This window comes from Streptomyces silaceus, from assembly GCF_001419745.1.
GTDB classification, from domain to species: domain Bacteria; phylum Actinomycetota; class Actinomycetes; order Streptomycetales; family Streptomycetaceae; genus Streptomyces; species Streptomyces silaceus.
Map to the genome: position 1 here is coordinate 1 of NZ_LIRJ01000401.1, position 19,815 is coordinate 19,815.

Annotated in this window: 18 protein-coding genes and 1 pseudogene; 9 read left to right on the forward strand and 10 right to left on the reverse strand. The window is 72.3% G+C overall.

The features are described from left to right. Positions 1 to 54: 54 nt before the first annotated feature. Positions 55 to 1,248: a PucR-like N-terminal domain-containing protein gene (locus tag AOK22_RS31365; protein ID WP_055702104.1), complete on the reverse strand. Its 1,194-nt coding sequence runs from the start codon at positions 1,246 to 1,248 to the stop codon at positions 55 to 57. Between the two features lie 182 nt (positions 1,249 to 1,430). On the opposite strand from AOK22_RS31365, the gene AOK22_RS31370 reads away from it, so the two are divergent. Next, a complete protein-coding gene (locus tag AOK22_RS31370; protein ID WP_157872332.1) occupies positions 1,431 to 2,642 on the forward strand; it encodes a PucR family transcriptional regulator in 1,212 nt (403 codons plus the stop codon). A gap of 23 nt (positions 2,643 to 2,665) precedes the next feature. Here AOK22_RS31370 and AOK22_RS31375 read toward each other — a convergent pair whose 3' ends face one another. Both AOK22_RS31375 and AOK22_RS31380 read right to left on the reverse strand, forming a co-directional pair. Next, positions 2,666 to 3,328, reverse strand: coding sequence for a TetR/AcrR family transcriptional regulator (locus AOK22_RS31375; protein WP_079036943.1), 663 nt, complete (start codon positions 3,326 to 3,328; stop codon positions 2,666 to 2,668). 56 nt (positions 3,329 to 3,384) lie between these two features. Next, positions 3,385 to 4,326 (reverse strand): alpha/beta fold hydrolase, encoded by a 942-nt coding sequence (locus tag AOK22_RS31380; RefSeq protein ID WP_055702106.1) that lies wholly within the window; start codon positions 4,324 to 4,326, stop codon positions 3,385 to 3,387. Positions 4,327 to 4,514: 188 nt separating this feature from the next. On the opposite strand from AOK22_RS31380, the gene AOK22_RS31385 reads away from it, so the two are divergent. Both AOK22_RS31385 and AOK22_RS31390 read left to right on the forward strand, forming a co-directional pair. Further along, positions 4,515 to 5,735: an acyl-CoA dehydrogenase family protein gene (locus AOK22_RS31385; RefSeq protein ID WP_107102081.1), complete on the forward strand. Its 1,221-nt coding sequence runs from the start codon at positions 4,515 to 4,517 to the stop codon at positions 5,733 to 5,735. Then, entirely contained in the window at positions 5,732 to 6,484 is a 753-nt protein-coding gene (locus AOK22_RS31390) for an SDR family oxidoreductase (protein WP_055702107.1), read from the forward strand. Before AOK22_RS31385 ends, AOK22_RS31390 begins: the two co-directional genes overlap by 4 nt. Positions 6,485 to 6,544: 60 nt before the next feature. Here AOK22_RS31390 and AOK22_RS31395 read toward each other — a convergent pair whose 3' ends face one another. From AOK22_RS31395 to AOK22_RS31410, 4 genes are all read right to left on the reverse strand, one after another. Beyond that, positions 6,545 to 7,021, reverse strand: a complete 477-nt coding sequence (locus tag AOK22_RS31395; protein ID WP_055702108.1) for a (2Fe-2S)-binding protein — start codon at positions 7,019 to 7,021, stop codon at positions 6,545 to 6,547. Between the two features lie 15 nt (positions 7,022 to 7,036). Further along, positions 7,037 to 9,367, reverse strand: coding sequence for a molybdopterin cofactor-binding domain-containing protein (locus AOK22_RS31400; protein WP_055702109.1), 2,331 nt, complete (start codon positions 9,365 to 9,367; stop codon positions 7,037 to 7,039). Positions 9,368 to 9,498: 131 nt separating this feature from the next. Continuing rightward, positions 9,499 to 10,722 (reverse strand): MFS transporter, encoded by a 1,224-nt coding sequence (locus AOK22_RS31405; protein ID WP_055702122.1) that lies wholly within the window; start codon positions 10,720 to 10,722, stop codon positions 9,499 to 9,501. A gap of 254 nt (positions 10,723 to 10,976) precedes the next feature. After that, on the reverse strand, positions 10,977 to 11,699 hold the full coding sequence (locus tag AOK22_RS31410) for a transporter substrate-binding domain-containing protein (protein WP_055702110.1): 723 nt from the start codon (positions 11,697 to 11,699) through the stop codon (positions 10,977 to 10,979). 362 nt (positions 11,700 to 12,061) lie between these two features. Here AOK22_RS31410 and pstS point away from each other — a divergent pair, with 362 nt between their 5' ends. Then, a complete protein-coding gene (gene pstS, locus AOK22_RS31415; protein WP_055702111.1) occupies positions 12,062 to 13,189 on the forward strand; it encodes a phosphate ABC transporter substrate-binding protein PstS in 1,128 nt (375 codons plus the stop codon). A gap of 74 nt (positions 13,190 to 13,263) precedes the next feature. Here the strand turns inward: pstS and AOK22_RS43130 are convergent, their stop codons facing one another. Beyond that, positions 13,264 to 13,473, reverse strand: coding sequence for a hypothetical protein (locus AOK22_RS43130; RefSeq protein WP_244165183.1), 210 nt, complete (start codon positions 13,471 to 13,473; stop codon positions 13,264 to 13,266). Here AOK22_RS43130 and AOK22_RS44180 point away from each other — a divergent pair. Together AOK22_RS44180 and AOK22_RS31430 are read left to right on the forward strand one after the other, a co-directional pair. After that, positions 13,427 to 13,925: pseudogene (locus tag AOK22_RS44180) on the forward strand (DUF7927 domain-containing protein). The gene AOK22_RS43130 and the pseudogene AOK22_RS44180 sit on opposite strands and share 47 nt — an antisense overlap. A 115-nt stretch (positions 13,926 to 14,040) precedes the next feature. Then, positions 14,041 to 14,661 carry a LysE family translocator gene (locus AOK22_RS31430; RefSeq protein ID WP_055702114.1) on the forward strand — a complete coding sequence of 207 codons (621 nt, stop codon included), beginning with the start codon at positions 14,041 to 14,043 and terminating at the stop codon, positions 14,659 to 14,661. Positions 14,662 to 14,680: 19 nt separating this feature from the next. Here the strand turns inward: AOK22_RS31430 and AOK22_RS31435 are convergent, their stop codons facing one another. Continuing rightward, positions 14,681 to 15,892 (reverse strand): cytochrome P450, encoded by a 1,212-nt coding sequence (locus tag AOK22_RS31435; RefSeq protein ID WP_055702115.1) that lies wholly within the window; start codon positions 15,890 to 15,892, stop codon positions 14,681 to 14,683. A 363-nt stretch (positions 15,893 to 16,255) separates the two neighbouring features. On the opposite strand from AOK22_RS31435, the gene AOK22_RS31440 reads away from it, so the two are divergent. Then, entirely contained in the window at positions 16,256 to 16,531 is a 276-nt protein-coding gene (locus tag AOK22_RS31440; RefSeq protein ID WP_055702116.1) for an SCO0607 family lipoprotein, read from the forward strand. Here AOK22_RS31440 and AOK22_RS31445 read toward each other — a convergent pair. Beyond that, on the reverse strand, positions 16,509 to 17,957 hold the full coding sequence (locus AOK22_RS31445; RefSeq protein WP_055702117.1) for a purine-cytosine permease family protein: 1,449 nt from the start codon (positions 17,955 to 17,957) through the stop codon (positions 16,509 to 16,511). The genes AOK22_RS31440 and AOK22_RS31445 overlap by 23 nt on opposite strands. A gap of 71 nt (positions 17,958 to 18,028) precedes the next feature. Here AOK22_RS31445 and AOK22_RS31450 point away from each other — a divergent pair, with 71 nt between their 5' ends. Together AOK22_RS31450 and AOK22_RS31455 are read left to right on the forward strand one after the other, a co-directional pair. Then, the gene (locus AOK22_RS31450; RefSeq protein WP_055702118.1) at positions 18,029 to 18,679 is read left to right on the forward strand and encodes a TetR/AcrR family transcriptional regulator; all 651 of its coding nucleotides are present in this window, start codon (positions 18,029 to 18,031) and stop codon (positions 18,677 to 18,679) included. Between the two features lie 30 nt (positions 18,680 to 18,709). Next, positions 18,710 to 19,815, forward strand: a 1,106-nt coding sequence (locus AOK22_RS31455) for an amidohydrolase (protein WP_055702119.1), incomplete at its 3' end; no start/stop codon positions are given.

Genomic DNA, 19,815 nt, shown 5'->3' on the forward strand with positions numbered 1-19,815 from the left:
CCCGCCTCCCGCCTCACGGCTCTCTGCTCACTGCTTCACCGAACGTGCCCCGCCTCACGACTCGTTGAGCAGCCACGTCAGCACGAGCATCGTCTCCAGGCGGTTCTCGGCGTTCGGCAGCGCCCCGTCCGTGAGGCGGGAGATCTGCCGTAATCGGTAGCGCACCGTCTGCTCGTGCACGAAGACGCGCCCGGCGGTGACGACGGCGTTGTCACCGCTGTCCAGATAGGCGAACAGCGTCTTGAGCAGGGGGTCGCGGCGGCGCCGGGGGAGCGCGAGCAGCGGCCCGAGCGCGCCCGGCGACGCCGCCTCCAGCAGGTCGCCCGACCGGGAGGCGGCGAGCACGGACAGATGGTCGGCGCACCGCAGCGGCGCCCGCGCGGGCAGCCGCCCCCGGCGCACCAGATCCACGCCGTGGCGCGCCCACCGCAGCGACGCGGCGCCCCGGCCGAGCGGAACGGACGGTCCGAGCGCCGCGCCCTGCGTCCGCAGCAACGGGAACGACCGCCGCGCACCCGGCGGTTCGTCGGCGGGCAGGACCAGATAGGCGAGGCTCGCGTGGTGGTGCGCCAGCACTTCGGCGGGCAGAATCGCGTTCCGCGTGTCCGTGCCTGGCGGCAGCGCAAGCACCGCGATCCGGTCGGGCAGCGGCCACGCCGCGTCCCCGGCCAGCTCGGCGAGCGGACGGCGCCCCACCGGAGGGTCCGCGACCAGCGCCTCGCGCAGCTGGTCCCGGTGCTCGGCGAGCTCCGCCGCCGGGCCGCCCCGCTCCAGCGCGTACCCGCGGGTGGCGGACGCCGCTGCGGTCTCCAGGACGGCGACGCTGGACTCGATGAGCGCGCCGAGCGTCACCCCGGGCCAGGCGAACCGGTAGGCGTCCTTGATCAGCCGTCGGCGGGCCACCTGCCCGGCCATGCCCAGGGCCTCGCGCAGCCCGTCGAGCGGACAGCCCCGCAGGGCGTGCTGGGCGCCGATGTCCTCGTACAACAAGGCCAGTTCATGGCGGGGGCGGGCGGCGTTTTCACGCCGGTCGCCCAGGCCCGCCATGAACTGGCCGACCGTACGGTCGACGACGCGGTGCACCGAGTAGCCGCGGGTGCGGTTGAACGCGTCGGTGTAGCGGGGCAGCCGCGCGGCGACCTCGGCCGTCATCTCCTCGACCGCGGCCGGACGTTGGAGTCCGAGCAGTCTGCGCAGCTCGTGCGGGTGCGGGGCGGGATCGTGGGGGTGCGCGAGTGCGGTGGTCATGGGCGTACTCCAGCGGCGACGAGCGGTCCGTGGGCCGGGGCGGGGCCCCGACCGCCCGCAAGCGTGCGGGTCACCGAGCGGTCCGCGCCAGATGTGGGGTGCGCCACGGTCAGGAGAATGTCACGCGGTTTACACTCCGCGTCCCGGGACTGACCTGCAACTGCTAGGAAAGAAGGACGGAGTTGACCGCAACCGACCTTCCTCTGTCGAGGTCGCCGTGGAAGGAGCTGCCCGCGGCGCTCGCCCCGGTGCTCCGTTCCCGGATCGAGGAGTCCACCACCGACATGGTGCAGGCCATCCGCCGGGAGATCCACGGCTACCGCCACCCGGCGGGATCCGCGGTCGGGCGCGACCTGACAGGGGCCGTACGCCTGGCCGCCACCCAGTTCGCCGAGCTCGTCGAGGACCCGGACGCCCCGCAGGGACACTACGCGCCCGGTTTCCGGCGGCTCGGCAGGCTGGAGTACCTCAGCGGACGCGGCCTGGACGACCTGCACGCCGCCTATCTCGTCGGGGCGCGCGCGGCCTGCCGGGGCTATGTGGCGGCGGCGCGCGACGCCGGCCTGCCCGGCGAGATCGCGGTGCCCCTGAGCGAGGCCGTGCTCACGCATGTGCACGCCCTCTCCAAGGAGTCGGCCAAGGGCTTCGAGGAGGCGCGGGCCCGCTCCGGCGACGAGGTGCAGCGCAACCGCCGTACGCTCGCGGGCCGCCTCGTCGAGCGGCGCCCCGACCCGGCGGGCGAGCCCCTCGACCACCTCGCGTGCCGCGCCGAGTGGCCGCTGCCGCCGACGCTCGCCTGCGTCGCCCTGCGCTCCCCGGCGGAGGCGTTCCCCGAGCTGCCGGGACTCGACGACGACGTCCTCACGATGACGCGCGGCGGTGAGCTGCACCTCGTCGTCCCCGGGCCCGCCGGCGACGACGACGGCGAGGCCCGCCTGACCAGGCTGCGCGCCGTCCTCCACGACCGCGGCGCGGTCATGGGGCCGGCCGTCCCGCCGGAGAGGGCCTGGGTCTCGCTGTACTGCGCGCGCCTGGCCCTGCACCGGCTGCCGGGCCCCACCGGCGCCGGGCCGCTCATGGCGGCGGACCACCTGAGCGAGCTGCATCTGCTGGGCGGCGCGCACATCGGCGAGCTGCTGGCCGAGCAGGTCCTCGCCCCGCTGCGCGCGCTGCCGGAGGGCAAGGCGGAACGTCTGGCGGACACCCTGGACGCCCTGCTCATGTCCGCGGGACGGACGGCTCCCGAGGTCGCGTCCGCGCTGGGCATCCATCCGCAGACGGCCCGCAACCGGCTGCGCCGTCTGACCTCGCTGTTCGGGAAGGACCTCACCGACCCGCGCTTCCGCCTGGAGGCGCTGATCGCGTTACGGACCCGGGCGTTACGGCAGGGCTGAACCCCCGCTCCCCGAGGTCTCGTTCAGGCCTCGGGGCCGGGAGCGGGGCCGGTCAGCCGGAGTCCGTTCTCCCAGATCTTGTTGAGCGTCGTCACGAGCCGCTCGTACGGAATGCGCTGGCCGAGCACGAACACCGTGTACGCCATGCGGCTCACCATCACGGACAGGGCGTGCGCGGTCACCAGCGGGTCCAGGTCCGTGTCGGCCTGGCCGTTCTCCTGGAGCGTGCGGATCAGCTTGGCGTTGCGCCGGGCGAAGGCGTTCCCGCGCTCGATGCGCAGCGCCATGAACTGCGGGTCGATCTGGGCGACCTGCTCGAACAGGGCCATCAGGCGGGCGTTCTTCTTGTACGCGCGCAGGTACTCGCGGTTCGAGGCGTCGATCAGCTCACGGGGATCGGTGATGCCCGTCCGCTCGCGCAGATGCGGGTGGAGCATCTCCTCCTGCACCTGCGCGACCAGTGCCTGGAAGATCTCTTCCTTGCTGTTGAAGTACGTGTAGAACGACCCGGAGGCGACATGGGCGGCCTTCGAGATGTCCGTGATGCGCGCGTCCAGATATCCGTCGCGCTCGAAGACCTCGCGGGCGGCGGCGATCAGGGCGTTGCGCGTCCGGACGCCGCGCGCGCTGCGGGGCGTGATCGGTTGCTTCTGGCCGCCGTCTGCGGCCGGGGCCTGGGCAGCCACTGCGATCCATTCACTGGAGTTCGGAACCTGGACGTCACCGGTGGCAGCGGATGCTATCAGCCGACCGAGGAGAGGAAATCGAGGAGCACGGCGTTGACTTCGTCGGGGCGCTGCTGCTGGACCCAGTGGCCCGCGCCGTCGAGGACGACGTGCCCGCGCAGGTCGGTGAGCGTCCGGTCGAGGTCCTTCGCCGGCATGAACTGCCCGACGGGGTCCTTGGACCCGGTCAGGTACAGCGAGGGCTGGGTGACGGGGCGGCCGGCCAGGTGCTCGGTGAGCGTCCAGTTGCGGTCCATGTTGCGGTAGTAGTTGAGGCCGCCGGTGAACCCGGTCCGCTCGAACGTGTCGACGTAGTAGGCGAGTTCCTCGTCGTTGAGCCACGGCGGCAGCGTCAACTGCTCGTCGGCGCGCTCGGGCCAGGAGGCGCAGTACATCTCCCGCGTGATGAGCGTCCTGCGGACGTCGCGGCTCAGGGCCGCCTCGGCGACACCCGGCTCCTGGAACCACACGATGTAGAAGTCGTCGCCGAGGCGCTTGCGCAGGATCGGCAGCGGCGGCGCGGGTGCCCGCGGCGTCACGGGAACGCTCATCCCGGCCACGGCCCGTACGCGCTCCGGGTGCGCCAGGGCCATCTGCCACACCACGGCGGAGCCCCAGTCGTGCCCGACGAAGACCGCGTCGTCCGCGCCCACCGCGTCGAGCACCCCGGCCAGGTCGCCGCAGAGGGACAGGACGTCGTACGCGTCGGCGTCGGCGGGCCGGGAGCTGCCGCCATAGCCGCGCATGTCGGGGACCAGGACGCGGTGTCCCGCCTCGGCGAGGGCGAAGAGCTGATGGCGCCAGGAGAAGGCCAGCTCGGGGAAGCCGTGGCAGAGCACCACCGGGGGCCTGCCCGGCCGTCCTTCGCCGTGGTCGAAGACCCTCAGCGTCACGCCGTCCGTCGTGACCTCACGCGTCGCGACGCGCTCCCAGTCGGCGATCCGGATGTGCTGCGCCATGTGCGCCTCCTCTGGTCCACGCGTGCCGGCGCGATGAACTCGCTCTGGTCCGGCCCGTGTTCAAGGTATTGAACTTGACGTTGGGTTCAAATATACAGGGTCGGCCGAAGCCATCCAGGGGTTTCCCCGCCTGGCGCCGCCCGCCGGGGCATGAGACACAGAACCGGACCGCAACCGATGGAGGACCCGTGTTCGACGTGACCGACAGGGCCGAGGAGTACCGGGCGAGGCTGCTCGCCTACATGGACGCGCACGTCTATCCCGCCGAGGCGGTGTACGAGGCACAGATGGCGGACTCCGGCGATCCGCACTTCCACCCGCCGGTCCTCGAGGAACTCAAGACCGAGGCGAAGAAGCAGGGCCTGTGGAACCTCTTCCACCCGCACCCCGAGTGGGGCCCCGGCCTGACCAACCTGGAGTACGCGCCGCTCGCCGAGATCATGGGCCGCAGCGCGCACCTCGCCCCCGAGGCCACCAACTGCAACGCCCCCGACACCGGGAACATGGAAGTGCTCACCCTCTTCGGCACCGACGAGCACAAGGAGCGGTGGCTGAAACCGCTGCTCGCCGGGGAGATCGCGTCGGCGTTCGCGATGACCGAGCCCGCCGTCGCCAGCTCCGACGCCCGCAACATCGAGCTGCGGATGGTGCGCGACGGCGACGACTACGTCCTCAACGGCCGCAAATGGTGGACCTCCAACGCCCTGCACAAGAACTGCCGGGTGCTCATCGTCATGGGCAAGACCGATCCCGACGGGCCGAGCCACCGCCAGCAGAGCATGATGGTCGTCCCGCTCGACACCCCCGGCGTCACGGTCGTGCGCGGCCTGCCCGTCTTCGGCTACCAGGACCGCGAGGGCCACGCGGAGGTCCTCTTCGAGGACGTACGCGTCCCGCGCACCGCCCTCCTCGCGGGCGAGGGCGACGGCTTCATGATCAGCCAGGCGCGGCTGGGACCCGGCCGCATCCACCACTGCATGCGCACCATCGGCATGGCCGAGCGCGCCCTGGACCTCCTGATCGACCGTGCCCAGTCCCGTACGACGTTCGGTGCACCGCTGTCGGACCGGTCCAACATCCAGGACTGGATCGCCGAATCCCGCATCGAGATCGACATGGCCCGCCTGCTGACCCTCAAGGCGGCGCACCTGATGGACACCGTCGGCAACAAGGAGGCCCGCACGGAGATCGCCGCGATCAAGGTCGCCGCGCCCGAGGCCGCCCTCAAGGTCATCGACCGCGCCATCCAGGTGCACGGCGGCGCGGGCGTCAGCGACGACTTCCCGCTGGCTTCCATGTACGCCCATCTGCGCACCCTGCGCCTGGCCGACGGGCCCGACGAGGTGCACAAGCGGACCATCGCGCTGCGCGAGCTGCGCCGTCGCGAGACCGAGCGGAGCGCCCGATGAGCGGCGCCCTGGACGGCAAGGTCGCCGTCGTCACGGGCGCGTCCCGGGGCATCGGCCTCGCGGCGGCCGCGGCCCTGCGCGACCGCGGCGCACAGGTCGTGATCACCTCACGCAGCGAGGAACGCGCCAAGGAAGCGGCCGCCCAACTGGGCTCCGGGGTGGCCGGCTTCGGCGCCCACGCCACCGACGAGACCGCCGCCCGCGCCTGCGTCGACCACGTCGTCGCGACGTACGGCAGCCTCGACATCCTGGTCAACAACGCCGGTACGAACCCCGCCTACGGCCCGGTGATCGACCAGGACCACGGGCGCTTCGCCAAGACGATGGACGTCAATCTGTGGGCGCCGATCCTGTGGACGTCGCTGGCGGTGAAGGCATGGATGGGCGAACACGGCGGAGCCATCGTCAACACGGCCTCGATCGGCGGTCTTTCGGTGGCCCAGGACGTCGGCATCTACCACGTCTCCAAGGCCGCGCTGATCCACCTGACCAAGCAACTCGCCCTGGAACTGGCCCCCGAGGTCCGCGTCAACGCCATCGCCCCCGGCGTCGTCCGCACCAGGCTCGCGGAGGCGCTCTGGCAGGAGAACGAGAAGCAGGTGTCCGCCGCCACCCCGCTGGGCCGCATCGGCGAACCGGAGGACCTGGCGGAGGCGGTGGCGTTCCTGGCGGGCGACGGCGCCCGCTGGATCACGGGCGAGACGCTGGTCGTGGACGGGGGGCAGTTGCTGGGGTCGGGGCCGTTGTGAGGGGGCGGAAGGGTCCGGTCAGGGGCCCGGAACCCCCAGCGGTGCGGCGCACGCGCCCCGTCACATGTTCCTCGCCCCCTCCCTGATCGCGTCCCGAATCCGGTTGTACGTCCCGCACCGGCAGATGTTGCGGATCTCGTCGAGGTCGGCGTCCGTGATCTCGCGGCCCTCGGACGCGGCCTGGCGGACCTTGGCCACCGCCGTCATGATCTGGCCGGGCTGGCAGTAGCCGCACTGGGCCACGTCCAGGTCGAGCCAGGCCTCCTGCATGGGGTGGAGATCCTTGCCGACCGTGGCGGGCAGTCCCTCGATCGTGGTGATCTCGTCGTCCGGCGCGATCCTGGAGACGGGGACGGAGCAGGGGTTGAACGCCTTGCCGTTGATGTGCGAGGTGCAGGCCTGGCAGACGCCGAGGCCGCAGCCGTACTTGGGGCCCGTGACGCCCAGGAGGTCCCGCAGGACCCACAGGAGGCGTACGTCGTCGTCGGCCTCGACGGTGATCTGCTCGCCGTTGAGGTGGAAGGTGTGGCGTGCCATGGAGGGTTCGGCTCCTCAGAAGGCGCGGTCGAGACCGTCGGTGGGGGACTGGGGCGTGGAGGGCTCGCGGGGGAGCGGGTCGAAGCTCAGCGTCCCGTGGTTGATCGGGAAGCTCGTCGGGAAGGTGTCCGTCGCGCGCGCGTACGCGCAGGCGATCGCGGCGAACGACGGCGCGACGCCCAGTTCACCCGCCCCGGCGGGCTTGTCGCTGTCGCTCGGCATGACGACGACGCGCAGTTCGAGGGGCGTGTTCCACTGCCTCGTATAGAAGTAGTTGTCCCAGCTGCCCTCCAGCGGGAGGCCGTCCTCGATGTGCAGGCTGGAGGTCAGGGCCATCGCGAGCGCGTCGTTGAAGCCGCCCATCATCTGGGCCTCCAGGCCGCGGGGGTTGATGGCGAAGCCCGCGTCGACGACGATCAGCGCCTTGGTGACGCGCGGTCCCGTCACCGCGTCGCGGATCTTCCGGTTGACCGTCTCGGGCCGGCAGTCGATCTCGACGAGCGTGGCCACCGCGCCCCGGTACTCCGCGTGCAGGCCGATGCCCTGCGCCATCCCCGCGGGCAGCTTCTTTCCCCACGCGCCTTCCTCGACCGCCCTGTCCAGGACGGCGCGCAGCCGCTTGTCCTTGAGGAAGGAGCGGCGGAACGCGACGGGGTCCTTGCCCATCTTCTCGGCGAGTCGGTCCACCACCAGCTCTCGGGCGCACGCCACGTTCGGGGAGTAGATGTTGCGCATGCTGCCCGTGTTGAACTTCAGCGGCACCTCGTTGAGCAGTTGCGTGGTGACACCGAAGTCGTACGGCGTGGACTGCGTCAGCTGGAAGATCGTCTCGGCGAACGTCAGATTGCCCGCGACCGGCAGCTTCGCCGCCGCCGACGTGATCATCTCGCCGAGCCCGTGGCCGAAGTCGGTCTGCGAGCCGGTGTGCCGCTGCTCGTAGCTGAGGACGTTGCCGAGCCCGTACGTGGCGCGGATCCGTGAGACGCACATCGGGTGCGTGCGCCCCTGGCGGAAGTTGTCCGTGCGGGACCAGGACAGCTTGACCGGCTTGCCCATCTTCTGCGAGATCTCCGCGGCCTCGGCCGCCACGTCGTGGAAGAGGTGCCGGCCGAAGGACCCGCCGCCCTCCACCACGTGCACGGTGACCTCCTTCTGGGGCAGCCCCAGACGCGCGGCGATGTCCTGCTGCGCGACGATCGGCACCTTGAGGCTCGACCAGATCTCGGCGCGATCGGCCCGTACGTCGGCGATCGCGTTGTCCGGCTCCAGCGGGCTGTTGCTGGCGAACGCGAAGGTGAACTCGGCGTCGAGTTTCTTGGTGAGCAGGGGCGGCACGATCATGGGCAGCGCGGCGGCCTTGATCCTGCGCAGGACGGTGTCGTCGGACTCGCCGTCCACGGTGCCCCGTCCCCAGGTCACCTCCAGCGCCCGCAGCGCGTCGATGCACTGGCCGAACGTCTCGCCGCGCACGGCCACCCCGTGCGTGATCGTCGCGACGTCCGTGATGCCGGGCATCTTCAGGACCGTGTCGGCGTTGTGGACGGCCTGCACCGTGCCGTTGATCGTCGGCGGCCTGCGCACCATCGTCGGCTTGGCGTCGGGCACGTCGTGGTCCATGCCGAACTTCTTGCGGCCGGTGACGATCTCCAGGGCGTCCACGCGGTTGCGGGGCGTGCCGAGGACCGTGAAGTCGGCGCGGGACTTGAGGGTGGCCGTGGCCGCGCGGACGCTCGTGCTCGCGGCCCGCTCGGCGAGGGAGCCGTACGTCGCGCTGCGCGCCGACCCGTGCTTGATCACACCGTCCCGGACGGTCAGTTCGGATGCCGCGACGCCCCACTGGTCCGCCGCCGTCGCGACGAGCCGGTGCCGGGCGACGGCGGCCGCGGTGCGCACCGGCAGATACATGCTGCGCATCGAGTTGGAGCCGCCGGTGAACTGGTTCATCAGCAACTCGGGCCGCGCGTCGGCCAGATCGACCCGTACCTTGTCCAGGGGCAGGTCCATCTCCTCGGCGATCATCATGGCGACGGCCGTCGTCATGCCCTGGCCCACCTCGGCGCGCGGCACCGCGAAAGACGCGGTGCCGTCGGTGTGCACCCGCACCGTGATCAGCCCCGAGGTCGGCGCCGCCGCCAGGTTCTGCAGATCGCCGAGGTCGAAGAGGTTCTCGGGCTGCGGCGGAGACGGCACGGCCGCCTCGGCCCGCGGCCCGGCGACCGCGTCGGTGCCGAAGCGGACGCCGACGGCGAGGGTCGGCGCGGCGAGCAGATACGCGAGCACTCTGCGCCGCCCGGGTCCTTCGTGGGCCGTGCTCGGCTCCTCCGGCGGACGGCTGGGTTCTGCCATGGGGGTCCTTTCCCGTGCCGGATGCTCGCGTACTGATCATTCGCGTACCGAGCATCCGCATCCCGAACTGGGGAGACCAGTGTGGCGTGTTGAGGTTCCCGGGACAGCCCCGGGGCCGAGAGACGTCCATGTCAGACCGGCAGTCGCCGCCCGAGCCGCGCCAGCGGGGACAGGGCCATGCACAGCGGCGACAGCGCCAGACCGGCCGCCGCGACGAACAGTCCCGCGCGGAGCCCCAGCGCCTCGGCCAGGACGCCGCCGAGCAGCGAACCGAGCGGGGTGAGCCCCATGCCGACGAAGTTGATCGTCGCCACGACCCGGCCCTGCACATGGACGGGCGTGAGGGCCTGCCGCACGGCCATGACGGTCACGTCGACCAGCTGACTGAAGACGCCGAACACGAAGTTGAGGCCCATGAGCAGACAGACCGTCACGGCGCCGGACCCGCGCAGGGCAGGGACACACAACAGCACGCCGTCGGCGAGGACCGCCGCGCCCACCAGCACCTTGCCGTACCCGAGCTTCCCCGGAAGCCGCGCGGCGAGCAGCGACCCCACGACCGCCCCCGGCCCCGTCGCCGCGAGCGCGAGCCCCACCGCCGCCCCCGAAAGGCACAGCTCGCGCGGCAGAAAGAGCAGATACACCGTCATGACGGCCGCGAAGGAGAACTGGAAGGCGGCGGAGGCGAGCCCCACCGCCCGCAGCGCGGGGTGGCCGGCGACGAGGCGCAGTCCCTCCAGGATCTGCCGACCCAGGCCCGCCGCCCGCTCCGGGGCGGCGGGGAGCGGTTCCGGTCGGCGGATGCGCCCGATCGACAGGGCGGACAGCGCGAAGAAGAGGGCGCTCGCCAGCGCGGCGACCGGCGCAGAGAGCAGCGACACCAGCGCGCCGCCGAGTGCGGGCCCGCCGGTCTGCGCGGCGGACCTGCTGCCCTCCAGCGCGCTGTTCCCCCGCGCCAACTGGTCGCGCTCCACGAGCCGTACGAGACAGGCCTGATACGCCACGTCGAAGTACACGCCGAGCACGCCGACCAGGAAGGCGACGCCGAAGAGCACCGGGAGACCGAGCACGTCCAGCAGGGACGCGAGGGCGACGCCCGCCAGCGCCAGCACGCGCCCGAGGTCGGCGAGGACCAGCACGTCACGGGTACGTCTGCGGTCCACCCACGCGCCGGCGAACAGGGAGAACAGCAGGATCGGGGCCTGTTCCAGCGCCCGCAGCGCCCCGAGCAGACCGGTGGAGGCATCGAGAGCGAGGACGGCGATGAGCGGCAGGACGACCTGACCGGCCTGCGCCCCGAACTGGGAGGCGGTCTGGCCCGCCCAGAGCAGACGGACGTCACGGTCGCCGAGCACGGTGCCACGGAAGAAGGACGAGGCGCGCGGGAGGGGTGAGGAACGGAGGAAGGACGAGGCACGGCGCAAGGCCGAGACACGTGGAAAGGACGGCACAGCAACCCCTGGAGAAGGAGCCGGGAAAGCGGAGGAAGGCTCGCTGTGCCGCGTCCAAGGGCAGCACGCGATGACGGGGCGATCGACCTACGACGTCAGCGCGTGCTCGTGCGACCGGGCATGTCCCGCTCCCTGAGGGGTGATGAGGTCCCGGCAGGCTACCCGGGCGGTGCCGTCAGCGTCTCGGACTTTCCCGACCGGCGCAGCGCCCGCGCGACGAAGCCCGTCGCCTTGAGCTCCTCGACGAGCTCGCGCAGGAAGGCCACGGTCTCGGGCGCGCGGTCTTTGGTCGTGCCCACCGCCTGCCGGATCTGCATGAACCGGTCCTCGACCAGCCGGAGACCGGGGTGCGCGGCGACGTACTCCGTCAGCGGCTGCCGGATGCCCGCCGCGACGTCGAGGCCCTCGGCGCGGAACACCTCGACCCCCTCGTCGCCCCGCACGACGCTCGCGTGCCGCAGGGTGCGGGTGAGGAACAGGTCGTACGCCGAGCCGCGCTTCACGCCGATCCGCACGCCCTCGCGGTCCACGTCGGCGGACGAGGCGAACGGCGCGTCCCGCGGCACGGCGTACACGCCTTCGATCACCACGTACGGCGCGGTGAAGGCGACCTCGGCCTCGCGGGCCGGTTCGACGGCGAGGAAGCAGAGATCGGCGCGGCCGGACGCCATCGCCTCGTACGACGAGCGCGCCGCGTCGAAGCAGACGAACTCGACGGGGACGCCGAGCCGCGCGCCCACCTCGCGCGCGATGTCGACCGTGATGCCGGCGGGCGCCGTCGGCGTGCCCTGGGCCAGGACCGGGTTGCCGAGGTTGATGGAGGCCCGCAGCACGCCGGTTGGCGCCAGGTCCCGGACGACGGCCGTGCTCGCGATCTTCATGGGGCGGAGTGTAGGGCACGCTCCGAAGGCACCCCCTGGCGGAGACCTTCGGCGGAGACCTCCGGCGGAGCCCCTGAGCAAGGCCCGCCTCCCGCCCGCCCGTCGGGAGCCCACGCCGCCCGGCGCCGTTCACGCTGCGCTCCCCGGCGCCGTTCACGCTGCGCTCCCCGCCGCAGCTCACGCTGCGCTCCCCGCCGACTACCGCTCGGTTTCCGTACGTCAGTACGTCCCCGAGTGTTCGCCTGGCGGTCACCCGCCGTCGCCGTCGATCCGCGATCATCTGAGGCCTGCCAGTGAGAACCTCCGCGATCCGTTCGCGGTACCCCGAGGGGACGAACGTGCCACGCCCACGTCCAGGACGTATGTACCGACGCGGGCGTGTGCTCGCGGTCTCCGTGACGGCCCTGCTGTCCCTGTCGCTCGCGGGGTGCGGGCTGGTGGGCCTCGGGGAGGACGACGGGGAGGGCGACGACCGGGCCGCGGCGGAGCCCGCCGCCCTCGCCGGGATCGACTGCGCGACCTCGGGCAAGGTGCAGGGGACCGGATCCAGCGCCCAGCAGAACGCGATGAAGTACTGGATCAAGCGGTACCAGAGCGCCTGCCCGAACGTGCGGATCGCCTACAACCCCGTCGGATCCGGGGCCGGTGCCGCGCAGTTCCTGCGGGGCGCGACCGCGTTCGGCGGCTCCGACGGCGCGCTGAAGCCCGCGGAGGTCGTTCGGTCGAAGGACGTCTGTCGCGGCGGGCGGGCGATAGACCTGCCCATGGTGGGCGGCCCCATCGCGATCGGCTACGACCTGCCCGGCGTGGACGACCTGGTCCTCGACGCCCCGACCCTCGCCAAGATCTTCGACCGCCGCATCACGTCCTGGGACGCCCCGGAGATCCAGCGGCTCAACCCCGGCGCCGAGCTGCCGTCCCTGCCGATCCGGCCCGTGCACCGGTCGGACGACTCGGGCACCACGCAGAACTTCCAGGCCTATCTCGCGGGCGCGGCCCCCGAGGCCTGGCCCCACCCGGTCGGCAAGGCCTGGCAGGGCGGGGGAGGAGCATCCGCGAGCGGATCCAGCGGCGTCGCCACGGAGGTGACCTCGGGCTTCGGCGCGATCGGCTACTTCGAGCTGTCCTTCGCGCGGGCCCGCGACATCAAGACCGTCAGTGTCGACACGGGCGCGCCCGCCCCCGTCGAGCCCACGCCCACCACGGCGTCGGCCGGCATCGCCGAGGCCGAAGTGGCGGGCAAGGGCAAGGACCTGACGCTGAAGTTCCGCTACGGCGCCTCGACCCCGGGCGCGTACCCGATCGTCCAGGTCACCTACGAGATCGTCTGCGACCGGGGCAACCAGAGGGAGACCCTGCCCGCGCTCAAGTCGTTCCTGAGCTACACCGCGAGCAAACAGGGGCAGAAGAACCTGTCCCGGCTGCACTACGCGCCGCTGCCGGAGTCCGTCGCCGGTCAGGTGCGGGACGTGGTGCGCACGCTCTCCTGAGGGGGACTGCCGCACCGTGCTGCCGAAGCCGTCCCTGCGGGCACCGTCCCCGCCGGGGCGAGCGTCACCGTCACCTACTCCGTGACCGTCGGCACGCCCCCGGCCGGCGACCGGCTGCTGCGCAACCTCGTCACCAGCCCCGACAACACCAACTGCCCGCTGCCGATGTCCGACAGGGCCCGGCGCGCGGTCATCGACCCCCGCTGCACGACCGCCACCCCGATCCAGTCCCTGGCCCTGCGCAAGACCGCGTCGCCGAACGGCACGGTCAAGCCCGGCGGCACGGTCACCTACAAGGTGACCGTCACCAACACCGGCACCGCCGTCCTGGACCCGGCCACCTTCACCGACGACCTCTACGGAGTCCTCGACGACGCCACGTACAACGGCGACGCCACCGCCGACCGGGGCACCGTCCCGCACCGGCGTGACGCTGAACTGGACCGGCCGCCTCGGCGCCGGACAGCGCGCGACCGTCACCTACTCCGTGACGGTCACGAAGCGCGGCGCCAAGAAGGGCGGCGACAAGAAGCTCCGCAACGCCGTCACCACCTCGACCCGCGGCGGCAACTGCGTCACCGGCACCGAGCCCGGCTGCACCACGACCACCGAGGTCACCTCGCCCGTCCTGTCGCCCACCGGCAACGACACCGCCTGGTGGGCCTCGGGCCTCGCGGCGCTCCTCGCCCTGACCGGCGGCCTGATGGTCGGCCTGGCCCGCCGCCACCGGCGCTGACCCGACGAAAGGCCCTGAGCCCCGCCGGATCGACGACGATCCGGCGGGGCTCTCGCGTGGCCGCCGCGGTGACCCGGGCCGCCCCCGTGATCGGTCCGGGTGCGAGACTGCCCGCATGTTCACGCAGATCATGGCGGCGGCGGGGGTACTCGCCCTGCTCACGGTGGTGCCGGGGCCCGACATGGCCGTGGTGACGAAACGGGCCGTCGGCGCGGGCTGGCGCGACGGGTTGCGCACGGTCGGCGGGATCACCGCCGGGCTGCTGGTCTGGGGTGTGCTGACCGTGGTGGGCCTGGCCGCCGTGCTGGCCGCGTCGGCCACCGCCTACACGGCGGTGAAGCTGCTCGGCGCGGCCTATCTGGTCTTCCTCGGCGTCCAGGCGCTGGTGAACAGCCGCAAGGGCGGGCAGCCGGCCGAAGCGGCCGCTCCGGCGGGCGTCACGGGCAGTCCCTGGCGGACCGGGTTCGTCGGCAACGTGCTCAACCCGAAGATCGCCGTCTTCTACACCGGCCTGCTCCCCACCCTCGCGCCGCGTGAGCTGCCCTCGCACCTCGGCATGGCGCTGCTCGTCCTCCTGCACGCGGCCCTCACCCTGATCTGGCTGGGCGGCTATGTGATGGTGCTGGCCAAGGCCCGTGCCTTCTTCGAGCGGCCGGCCGTGCGCCGGGCGCTCGACCGGGTCACCGGAACCGTCCTGATCGGCTTCGGCCTGAAGGTGGCGACGGCCGACGGCTGAGCGGGCGCGGCGGGGCCGCTCACTCCTCGCCCCAGGTGACGGGCAGTTCGTGCACCCCGTAGATGTTCATGCCCGTACGCAGCGGTACGTCCTCGGGGGCGACGGCGAGCCGCAGGGCCGGGAAGCGGGTGAGCAGCGCGGGGAAGGCGACCCGCATCTCGACGCGCGCCAGCTGCTGGCCCAGGCACTGGTGCACGCCGTGGCCGAAGCCCAGATGGCCGGTGGCCTTGCGGCGCACGTCGAGCACGTCGGGGTCCGGGAACTTCGCCGGGTCGCGGTTGGCGGCCTCCATCGAGACGGCGACGCTCTCGCCCGCCCTGATGAGGTGGCCCTCCACTTCGACGTCCTCCAGCGCGGCGCGGACGCCGGTCTGGGCGATGGTCGCGTACCGCATGAGCTCCTCGACGGCACCGTCGGCGAGGTCCGGTTCGGCGCGTAGGGCGGCGAACTGGTCCGGGTTCCGCAGGAGCGCGAAGGTGCCGAGCGCGATCATGTTGGTGGTGGTGTCGAGCCCGGCGCCGAGCAGGAAGCCGCCGACTCCGGTGAGTTCGTCGTCGGTGAGGTCGGTCCCGGTCAGGTCGCCGAGCAGGTCGTCGGTGGGAGCGGCACGCTTGTCGTGGACCAGCTTCGCCATGAACTCCTGGATCGCGCCCATGGCGGCGATCCGCTCCTCCTCGGTGGAGTTCAGCTTCATGACGGTCGCGGTGTGCCGCTGGAACTCGTCCTGCTCGGCGTAGGGCACGCCGAGGAGTTCGCAGATCATCAGCGCCGGTATGGGCCGCGCGTACGCCTCCACCAGGTCGAGGACGGGACCGCGCCGCTCCATGGCGTCCAGGTGGTCGGCGGTGATCTGCTCGACGCGCTCGGTCAGCAGCCGCATGCGGCGCACCGTGAACTTGCCGGTGAGCAGCCGCCGTAAGCGCGTGTGCTCGGGGGCGTCGATGCCGGTCATGTCGCCGAGGGGAGCCGGCGGCAGGGGGCCGGTGAGTCCTGTCTCCATCGGCAGGTGCTGGAGTTCGTAGCGCGAGGAGAAGCGGGGGTCGCCGAGGACCGCACGGACCGCCGCGTGTCCGGTGGCCAGCCACCCCAGGTGTCCGTCGGGGAACCGCAGCCGGGTGAGCGGCTGTTGCTCGCGGACGCGCCCCAGTTCGGTGGGCGGGGAGAAGGGGCATCCCGAGGGCCGCTCGATCGGCAGGCGGTCCAGGGGTTCGGTCGTCGCGTCGTGCTGCATGGGTGGAGTCCCTCCGGTGCGGAAGTGCCGTGATGCCAGCTTGGCACACAAGTGGCGCTACTGCGAGCCAAGTTGGCTCTATGTGGCGTCAAAGTGTCGCCGGAGTGGCGCTGTTGGCGCCACGGTGCCGGAGAGGGCTGGTCGGGAAGGGGGCGAGGAGGGCTGGAGGCAGGCCGAAAACAATCGGTGCCGGGGGAGTGGCTCACGTAGTCCGATCGGGTGCGACTGAGTACCCGTACTCATGAACCTGCCTCGCGTCCGTCGCAGGCTGGTGGGACAGACGAGACGAGGGAGTCAATGGTGCGCAAGACCGGTCGAGTTCGCGTGGTGCCGACCAACGGCGGTGGGCGCCGGACGAGGGGAATGCTGGGGCTCGCACTCGCGGGCGCGGTCGTCGCGGGGCTGACCACCGGCTGTTCGATGGCGGACGCCACCTGCGGCGGCGAGGAGTACCCGGTCCTCGCGGTCGGCAGCAGCGGCAGCGCGTGCGTGCCCAAGGGGGAGGAGCCCCCGAAGGGGTACACCCGCTATCCGGAGGGGAAGGTCCCCGAGCACGTCGGGGACAAGTGGGACGAGTACTGGAACACCCGCACGGTCGACAAGGACGGCAGGATCGTCAGGCTGAAGGACGTCGAGTGAGGGCGTAGAGGGCCGAGGAGACGGCGACGCCGACGGGCAGCGCCAGGTCCACTCCGCCCAGGGCGCGCGCGACCGGGCCGGTGTACAGGGTGTTCACGCACAGCGCCGCCGCCGTCGTGCCGGCGGTCAGGGCGAGGGCGCCGGGCCAGTTGACGCCCGCCGTGTACCAGTACCGGCTGCCGGGGGACTCGTCCGTCAGGGCCGGGCCGTCGTAGCGGTTGCGGCGCAGCAGGATGTCCGTCGCGTACACGGCCGTGCTCGGTCCGAGCAGGACGACGGTCAGCTGGAGCACGTTGCTGACGGTGTCGAGGAAGTCGGAGACGAGCAGCGCGTACAGGGTCAGGGCCACGGCGAGCGCGCCGTCGACGAGCACGCTCAGCGAGCGGCGGATACGCACGCCCACGGCTTGGAGTGCCAGGCCCGAGCTGTACGCGGTCATGGCGTTGAGGGAGATCGTGCCGAGCACCAGCGCGAGCAGGAAGGCGGGCGTGAACCAGCCCGGCAGGATCCCTTCGAGGGCGGTCTGCGGGTCGGTCATGTCGAGCGCGGTCGCCGCGAAGGCGCCCAGGGAGCAGACGGCGATGCTGGGCAGGAATCCGCCGAGCGCCGTCCAGCCCACGATCGCCTTCGCCGGGGTCGCCCTCGGCAGGTAGCGCGAGAAGTCGGCGCTGTTGGTGTACGAGAGCGGGCCGGAGGCGATGAGCGTGATGCCGCCCGCGAGAGCCGCCCACAAGGCGCCGCCCTTCAGCGGCTCGGCGGGCGTGTAGCCGAAGTCCGTGCGGCCGATGACGTAGAACGCCACGACGGCGAACGCCAGGGTGAGGGCCACCGTGATCGGCAGGTAGAGCCTCAGGATCGTGGCGTGGCCGTAGACGCTGATGGCCAGGGTGAGCGCCGCGATGACGACCACGACGGCGGTCTTGACGCCGGTGGTGAGCGGGATCCCGGCCCGGTCGGCCAGGGAGAAGGCGGCGAGCGCGGCGGCGGCGAGATTGAGCGCGATGTAGCAGATGCAGATCGCCCAGCCGGTGATCGCGATGTTCACGCGGTTGCCGCGCACGCCGTACATCGCCCGCATGATCACCTCGCTCGGCGTCCCGGAGGCGGGGCCCGAGACGGCGAGCAGTCCCACCGGCACCCAGAACAGATTGCCCACGACGATCACGGCGAGCGCCTGCCACAGGGTGAGGCCCATGAGGATCAGGGCGCCGCCGACGACCAGGCTCAGATAGTTGACGTTCGCCGCGGCCCACACGGCGAACAGCTCCCGGGGCCTGCCATGGCGTTCCCGCTCGGGAATGTGGTCGATCCCGTGCGCCTCGATGCGGCCCGCCGGGTCAGAGAGCGGCGGGGCCGCGTCCAGGGGCGGAGGCGCCGCGTGCGCGCCGTCCCTGCCTGGACACGGATCGGGGATCGTGGACGCCATGGAGCCCTCCGGGGGTGCGTGCCGTGCTCACCTGCTTGCTTATTGGTCGCACACTCAATAACGTTGCGGGCATGTCGTCAAGCGTTGAGCGCAAGCGAATTCGGAAATCTCCGGCCGCCCGACGTGCGGAAATCGTCGCCGCGGCCGCCGCCGTCGCCCTGTCCGAGGGCCTGGAGTGCATCACCCTGCGGCGGATTGCCGAGGAACTGGACGTGCGGCCGGGACTGATCAGCCACTACTTCCCCTCCGCCGAGGACCTCGTCGCGGAGGCGTTCGGCAGCGCCGCGAGCGCCGAACTGGACGGCCTCCTGCCGGCCGAGCGGACCGACGGAACCCCGGTCCAGTACCTCGCGCGGTTCTTCGCGCGCGCGACGGGCGAGGCGTACGACGACATCAGCCGGCTCTGGATCAACGCCCGGCACCTGAGCCGCTACCGGCCCGTCCTGCGCGACCGCGTCGCCGAGCAGGAGGCCGCCTGGCGCGGGCGCCTCGCCGACCTCATCCGCGAGGGCGTCGAGCGCGACGAATTCCGCACCGACGACACGTATGTGACGACCATTCAGATCCTGGTCGTGCTCGACGGCCTCGGCGCCCACGCCAACACCGACACGAGCGACCGCCCCGCGGCGGTCACCCGGCTGGCGCTCACCACGGCCGAGCGCGAACTCGGCCTTGCCCACGGCGCGTTGACCGCCGACCCCGACTCTCCTGTCGCGCCCTGACCGCAACCCCCTGTACCGAGGAGCCTCCTGGTGTCCACCCCGCTCGTCCTGCTCTCCGCCCGCCTGCTCGACCCGGTCACCGGCGAGGTGCTGCCCCACTCCGCGCTCGCCGTGTCCGACGGGCGGATCTCCGCGCTGGGTGACGACCGCGACGTACGCGCGCTCGCGGACTCCTCGACCACGGTGATCGACCTGAAGGGCGCCGTCGTCACGCCCGGACTGGTCGACGGACACCTCCACCCCGTCTCCGGCGCCGAACTCACCCAGGGGCTCGACCTGTCGGGCTGCGCCGACCTGGCCGCGGTGCGCGAGGCGCTGGCCCGCGAGGTACGGACCCTCGCCCCCGGGGCCTGGCTGCAGGGCTGGGGACTCGACCCGAACGTCTTCGGGGACCGGCCCGTGGCGACCGACGCGCTCGGCCCCGTGCTCGACGGCGTACCCGCCCTCCTCCAGCTCTTCGACGCCCACTCCATGCTCGCCAGCCCCCGCGCGCTCGAACTCGCCGGAGTCGACGGGCCCCGCACCTTCGCCCAGGCCGCCGAGATCGTGTGCGACGACGCGGGCCGGCCCACCGGACTGCTCCTGGAGGACGCCGCCTGCGAACTCGTCGAGCGCGCCGCCCCGCAGCCCACCCGCGTCGAGCGCCGCGCCCGCCTCGCCGGCGCCCTGCGCGCCATGGCCGCCGCCGGACTCACCGGTGGCCACGCCATGGACGCCAACGGCGAAAGCCTGGCGCTGTACGCCGAGTTGGACGAGGCCGGAGAGCTGCCGGTACGGCTGCGCGTCGCGCCGTGGTGCCAGCCCGGCACCGACGGCGACGCGCTGCGCGCCCTCGTCGGCCAGCAGGGCACCGGCGGCGCGCTGTGGCACACCAGGGGCGTCAAGCTCTTCATGGACGGCACCATCGACAACGGCACCGCCTGGCTCGAACACCCCGACTGCCACGGCGAGTCCACGCACGCCTTCTGGCCCGACCCGGCCGCGTACACCGACGTCATCGGCGCGCTCCACCGGGCGGGCGTGCCCACCGCCACCCATGCCATCGGCGACGCGGCGGTGCGGCACGCACTCGACGCGGTCGAGAAGGCGCAGGCCGCGGGCGGCCGCGGCGTACGGCACCGGATCGAGCACATCGA